The sequence below is a fragment of the Streptomyces sp. 142MFCol3.1 genome (genome assembly GCF_000424945.1).
Taxonomy (GTDB): domain Bacteria; phylum Actinomycetota; class Actinomycetes; order Streptomycetales; family Streptomycetaceae; genus Streptomyces; species Streptomyces siamensis.
Map to the genome: position 1 here is coordinate 81,969 of NZ_AUKV01000036.1, position 6,369 is coordinate 88,337.

Annotated in this window: 5 protein-coding genes and 1 tRNA gene; 1 reads left to right on the forward strand and 5 read right to left on the reverse strand. The window is 70.6% G+C overall.

Going from position 1 to position 6,369, the window contains the following annotated elements; all coding sequences use genetic code 11:
* Positions 1-130: 130 nt before the first annotated feature.
* The 5 genes from pth to H305_RS0137140 form a co-directional block, all read right to left on the reverse strand.
* Positions 131-742 (reverse strand): aminoacyl-tRNA hydrolase, encoded by a 612-nt coding sequence (gene pth, locus H305_RS0137120; protein WP_037766549.1) that lies wholly within the window; start codon positions 740-742, stop codon positions 131-133.
* 130 nt (positions 743-872) lie between these two features.
* Entirely contained in the window at positions 873-1,469 is a 597-nt protein-coding gene (locus H305_RS0137125) for a 50S ribosomal protein L25/general stress protein Ctc (protein WP_028804910.1), read from the reverse strand.
* Positions 1,470-1,686: 217 nt separating this feature from the next.
* Positions 1,687-2,661, reverse strand: a complete 975-nt coding sequence (locus tag H305_RS0137130) for a ribose-phosphate diphosphokinase (protein ID WP_028804911.1) — start codon at positions 2,659-2,661, stop codon at positions 1,687-1,689.
* Positions 2,662-2,783: 122 nt separating this feature from the next.
* The gene (gene glmU / locus H305_RS0137135; RefSeq protein ID WP_078629432.1) at positions 2,784-4,232 is read right to left on the reverse strand and encodes a bifunctional UDP-N-acetylglucosamine diphosphorylase/glucosamine-1-phosphate N-acetyltransferase GlmU; all 1,449 of its coding nucleotides are present in this window, start codon (positions 4,230-4,232) and stop codon (positions 2,784-2,786) included.
* A gap of 130 nt (positions 4,233-4,362) precedes the next feature.
* A tRNA-Gln gene (locus tag H305_RS0137140) sits at positions 4,363-4,433 on the reverse strand.
* Between the two features lie 399 nt (positions 4,434-4,832).
* Here H305_RS0137140 and H305_RS0137145 point away from each other — a divergent pair.
* A complete protein-coding gene (locus H305_RS0137145) occupies positions 4,833-6,161 on the forward strand; it encodes a sensor histidine kinase (protein ID WP_028804913.1) in 1,329 nt (442 codons plus the stop codon).
* The last annotated feature ends 208 nt before the right edge of the window (positions 6,162-6,369 follow it).

The window sequence follows — 6,369 nt, forward strand, 5'->3', positions numbered from 1 at the left end:
GTCGGCAGTTGTACGCGTACATCGGCCGCTCGAGCCGGCCGGTGCGAGCGGCCCGGCGGCCCGGCGCGCGAGCGTCCCGCCCGGTCGGCCGCGGGAACCCGGCCACGTCCGGGCCCGAGGCCGCGCCCGCTCAGGAGTTGTACGTGCCCTGCGCCCGCTCCAGACCCTCGATCACCAGGCACTCCACGGCATCCGCCGCGCGGTCCACGAAGTAGTCGAGCTCCTTGCGCTCCGCCGACGCGAAGTCCTTCAGCACGAAGTCCGCGACCTGCATACGGCCCGGCGGCCGGCCGATCCCGAACCGCACCCGGTGATAGTCCGGTCCCATCGCCTTCGTCATCGACTTCAGCCCGTTGTGGCCGTTGTCGCCGCCGCCCAGCTTCAGGCGCAGCACCCCGTAGTCGATGTCCAGCTCGTCGTGGACGGCGACGATGTTCGCCACCGGCACCTTGTAGAACTCGCGCAGCGCGTTCACCGGGCCACCGGACAGATTCATGTACGACATCGGCTTCGCCAGCACCACCCGGCGGTTCGCCGGTCCCGGCGGGCCGATGCGCCCCTCGATCACCTGCGCCTGGGCCTTCCCGGCCCGCTTGAACTTCCCGCCGATCCGCTCCGCCAGCAGATCGGCCACCATGAAGCCCACGTTGTGGCGGTTCATGGCGTACTCGGGGCCGGGATTGCCGAGGCCCACGATCAGCCAGGGGGCATTGGCGTCGGTCGTCACGTCCGTGTCTCCCATGTGTCCTTGATACGCGCCGGGTCCCGGCGACGGATACCTGGCGGGTCCTGCCGGTACGCCGTGCTCTCGATACGCGGCAGCCGCCGCTCCGCGAAGGAGCGGCGGCTGACGGAAGAGATCCCGGCGGGGATCAGGCCTCGGCGCCGGCCTCGGCGGCCTCTTCCTCGCCCTCGGCGGCGGGCTCCTCGGCCTGCGCGGCCAGGACCTGGAGGACGACCGCGTCCTCGTCGATCGCCAGCGTGGTGCCCTTGGGCAGCGTGATGTCCTTGGCGTGGACGGAGGCACCGGCCTCCAGGCCCTCGACGGAGACCGTGACCGACTCCGGGATGTGGGTCGCCTCGGCCTCGACCGGCAGGGTGTTGAGCACGTGCTCGAGCAGGTTGCCGCCCGCGGCCAGCTCGCCCTCCGTGTGGACCGGGATCTCGACGGTGACCTTCTCGCCGCGCTTCACGAGCAGCAGGTCGACGTGCTCGAGGAAGCCCTTGATGGCGTCGCGCTGGACGGCCTTCGGGATCGCGAGCTCGTTCCTGCCCTCGATGTCCAGGGACAGCAGGACGTTCGGGGTGCGCAGCGCGAGCAGCAGCTCGTGGCCCGGCAGCGTCACGTGGATGGGGTCGGTGCCGTGACCGTAGACGACGGCGGGAACCTTGTTCTCGCGGCGGACGCGGCGGGCGGCACCCTTGCCGAACTCGGTACGGGTCTCGGCGGTGAGCTTGACCTCGGACATCTTCACTCCTCGTAGATCTCGGGGATGGCGTCACCCGGCCAAACCATCGGCCTGCTACGAAGAGCGCGTCGATAACGGACCGCCGTGTCCGCGTCTGAACGCGGAACGGCCTCCCTCGCCGAGCAACTGTGACAGCTTACGCGGCGGGGAGGCCGTATCCGAAATCGATCTAACCGGACCGGGAGCGGCCCGGTCCGTCGACCGGTGCGGGCGAGGCCTACTGCTCCTCGAACAGGCTCGTCACCGAGCCGTCCTCGAACACCTCACGCACCGCGTTCGCGATCGTCGGCGCGATCGAGAGGACCGTGATCTTGTCGAGCTCCAGCTCGCCCGGGGTGGGCAGGGTGTCCGTGAAGACGAACTCGCTGACCTTGGAGTTCTTCAGGCGGTCGGCCGCCGGACCGGACAGCACGCCGTGCGTGGCGGTCACGATGACGTCCTCGGCGCCGTGCGCGAACAGCGCGTCCGCGGCGGCGCAGATGGTGCCGCCGGTGTCGATCATGTCGTCGACCAGGATGCAGACGCGGCCCTTCACGTCACCGACGACCTCGTGCACGGTGACCTGGTTCGCGACGTCCTTGTCGCGGCGCTTGTGCACGATCGCCAGCGGCGCGTCCAGACGGTCGCACCAGCGGTCGGCGACCCGCACCCGGCCGGCGTCCGGCGAGACGACCGTGAGCTTGGACCGGTCGACCTTGGCGCCCACGTAGTCCGCGAGGATCGGCAGCGCGAACAGGTGGTCCACCGGTCCGTCGAAGAAGCCCTGGATCTGGTCGGTGTGCAGGTCGACCGTGAGGATGCGGTCCGCGCCCGCCGTCTTCATCAGGTCCGCGATCAGACGCGCCGAGATGGGTTCACGTCCGCGGTGCTTCTTGTCCTGGCGCGCGTAACCGTAGAACGGAACGATCACCGTGATGCTCCGCGCGGAAGCCCGCTTCAGAGCGTCGATCATGATCAGCTGTTCCATGATCCACTTGTTGATCGGAGCCGTGTGGCTCTGCATCAGGAAGCAGTCGGCGCCGCGGGCGGACTCCTGGTAGCGGATGTAGATCTCGCCGTTCGCGAAGTCGAAGGCCTTCGTCGGGACGACCCCGACACCCAGCTGGTGGGCGACCTCCTCGGCAAGCTCGGGGTGGGCGCGGCCGGAGAAGAACATCATCTTCTTCTCGCCGGTCGTCTTGATCCCGGTCACAGCACTGTCTCCTCAGAGGTGTCTCAGCTGGGTGATGAGAGGTGGTCTCAGCTGGGGGTGCGGGTGCACGGTGCGGATGTGCACTTATCACGGTACGCCGTGTCAGACGTGCCTGTTTCCGGTCAGGCTTCGCCGCCCTGCTCCCGGGAAGCCGCTTCGGCCGCCTTCGCGGCCGCGCTTCCCGGACGCTTGCGGGCCACCCAACCCTCGATATTCCGCTGCTGGCCACGGGCCACGGCCAGTGAGCCGGGCGGCACGTCCTTCGTGATCACCGAGCCCGCCGCGGTGTACGCGCCGTCCCCGACCGTGACGGGAGCCACAAACATGTTGTCCGAACCGGTGCGGCAGTGCGAGCCCACCGTCGTGTGGTGTTTGTCCTTTCCGTCATAGTTCACGAAGACGCTCGCGGCGCCGATGTTCGAGTACTCGCCGATCGTCGCGTCTCCCACGTACGACAGGTGCGGCACCTTGGTGCCCTCGCCGATCGAGGAGTTCTTCGTCTCGACGTACGTGCCCACCTTGGCCTTCGGGCCCAGGCGTGTGCCCGGCCGGAGGTAGGCGAACGGGCCGACCGAGGCCTGCGGGCCGACCTCCGCGCCGTTCGCCACCGTGGTGTCGACGCGCGCTCCCGCGCCCACCGTGGTGTCCGTCAGGCGGGAGTTGGGGCCGACCTCGGCGCCCTCGCCGAGGTGCGTCGCGCCCTGGAGCTGTGTGCCCGGGTGCACGATCGCGTCCTGCTCGAACGTGACCGTGACGTCCACCCACGTCGTCGCCGGGTCGACGACCGTCACCCCGGCGAGCATCGCCTCGGTGAGCAGCCGGTCGTTGAGGATCCGGCGCGCCTCGGCCAGCTGTACGCGGTTGTTGATGCCGGCGATCTCCCGGTGGTCGCCGGCCACGGCCGCCCCCACGCGGTGCCCCGCCTCACGCAGGATCCCCAGGACGTCGGTCAGGTACTCCTCGCCCTGGCTGTTGTCCGTGCGCACCTTGCCGAGCGCGTCCGCGAGGAGCTGCCCGTCGAACGCGAACACTCCGGAGTTGATCTCGCGGATCGCCCGCTGCGACTCGCTCGCGTCCTTGTGCTCGACGATCGCGGTGACCGCGCCGCTCGCGCCGTCCCGCACGATGCGGCCGTAACCGGTGGCGTCCGGGACCTCCGCGGTCAGCACGGTGACCGCGTTGCCGTCGGCGCTGTGGGTGGCGGCGAGCTCGCGCAGCGTCCGGCCGCTCAGCAGGGGGGTGTCGCCGCAGACCACGACGACGGTGCCGTCCACCTGGCCGCCCAGCTCCTCCAGGCCCATCCGCACGGCGTGCCCGGTGCCGTTCTGCTCGGCCTGCACCGCCGTCCGTACGCCGGAGTCGGTCCCGGCGAGATGCGCGGTGACCTTCTCGCGCGCGTGGCCCACCACGACGACCAGATTCTCGGGCTCCAACTCGCGGGCTGCGGCGAGTACATGGCCCACCAGGGAACGGCCGCACAGTTCGTGCAGGACCTTGGGTGTGGCCGACTTCATACGGGTGCCCTCACCCGCTGCGAGGACGACGACGGCTGCCGGGCGATTGGCGCTCACGGAATTGCCCTTCGGCTTCGGATGACTGCGGGGTCTTCGGGGGGTGTGGACATCCGCAGGATACCGGGGCGTATCAGGAGCGACATGAGAGTGGACCCTGACGATGCTGTCAGGGCCCACTCGGTGCGAGCTCCCGGGGAAGGAATCGAACCCTCATTCAATGGACCAAAACCATTTGTCCTGCCATTAGACGACCCGGGATGGATCGCGCGCCATGTCCGTATTGGTTGATCGGCGCAGTGCGCGGACAACACTATGCCGTACCGGGCGCCTTCGGTGCGACGGTGTGACGGTGCGGCTGCGCGCTTCGGCGGACTTCGGCGGACTGTCGGTGAACTTCCGTGAACTTCGGTGGGCCGGTGGTCCGGCTCGGGCGGGTTGATGGTCGGGCCTGGGCGTCGGCCGTCCGGCCTGGGCGGAAGCGAGTGCCCGGGGCATACCGGCCGGGCGGAATGCGACGTTCCGTGGTCGAACGGTGATCGATTCAGCAGTTCGAGGGATAACGGGGAGTTTCGCTTCTGTTCGATTTCGCGGTGTGGTGCAGTCGGGTAGCCGAAACTCACCGGAAAAGGGGCGGGGCGCGCCCGTAGGCTGGGAGACATGACCACGACGGGGGAAGAGCACACCACGGCCGGGACCGGGCCGTGGTGGTGGGTCAGGTGGCGCAGTGCGGTGCTCGACGGAGGCCTCGCGCTGGCGTCGGCGGCCGAGTGCGCGGGAGAGGGAGTCCGGTTCGCGAACGACGCGGGACTGCCCGTACCGGTGGGAGTCGCGTTCGGGGCGGCCGCCGGGTCGGTGCTGCTGCTGCGCCGGAAGTGGCCCATCGCCGTCGTCCTCGTGTCCATCGCCGTCACACCCGCCCAGATGGGGTTCCTGATGGGACTCGTCGGGCTGTACACACTCGCCGCGTCCGAGCTGCCGCGGCGCATCATCGGCGCGCTGGCGGGGATGTCCTTCGCCGGCATGCTCATCGTCACGTTCGTACGCGCCCACCAGGGGGTGGTGCGCGGCGACGTGACCATGGGGGACTGGTTCGTCCCCTTCATCTCCATCACGACCGCCATCGGCATGACCGCTCCGCCCGTGCTCCTCGGCCTCTACGTGGGGGCGCGGCGCAGGCTCATGGAGAGTCTGCGGGAGCGGGCGGACTCGCTGGAGCGGGAGCTCCAGCTGCTCGCCGAGCGGGCCGAGGAGCGGGCCGAGTGGGCCCGCAACGAGGAGCGGACGCGGATCGCGCGGGACATGCACGACGTGGTCGCGCACCGGGTGTCCCTGATGGTCGTGCACGCCGCGGCTCTCCAGGCCGTGGCCCGCAAGGATCCGGAGAAGGCCGTGAAGAACGCGGCGCTCGTCGGTGACATGGGGCGGCAGGCGCTGACCGAGCTGCGCGAGATGCTCGGCGTGCTGCGGACCGGGGAGGGGGCGGACGCGCGGGTCCCGTCCGCGGCGGTGCCCCCCGCGCCCTCCGTGCCGCTCGCGGCGGTGGGTGCGGCGGCCGCGGCGGCGGCGTCGCGGGCCGCCGACGACTCCGTTGACGGGCCCTGTCTCGCCGAGTTGGACGAGCTCGTGGGGCAGTCGGCCGCGGCGGGGATGGTGGTCGAGCTGTCGGTGCACGGGGACGTACGGGACTACGCGCCCGCGGTGGAGCAGACCGCCTATCGCGTGGTGCAGGAGGCGCTGACGAACGTGCACAAGCACGCCGCGGGCGCGAAGACGCACGTCCGGCTCGCCCATCGGGTCTCGGAGATCGCCATGCAGGTGGAGAACGAGTGCCCGCCGGAGCCGGGGGACGTGTCGTCCGTGCGGCTGCCCAGCGGGGGGAACGGGCTGCTGGGGATGAAGGAGCGGGTGGCCGCTCTGGGGGGTGTGTTCGTGTCGGGGCCCACGGATGCGGGCGGGTTCCGGGTGTCGGCCGTCATCCCGGCCTAGGCGTCGGGCCCGCCGGGCCGGGGCCGGCTGTCGGGCTCGCCGGGCCGGGCCGGGGCTGGTTGTCGGGCTCGCCGGGCCGGGGCTGTCGGGGCGGGGCTGGCTGTCGGGCCGTTTCGCCGTCTGTCCGGTGGGTGGGTCGGGTCCGTGCCGGTGATCCGCCCGTTGCAGCCGTCGTGTGGTCCGGTGTGTCGGTGCGGTGGGTTCGTGT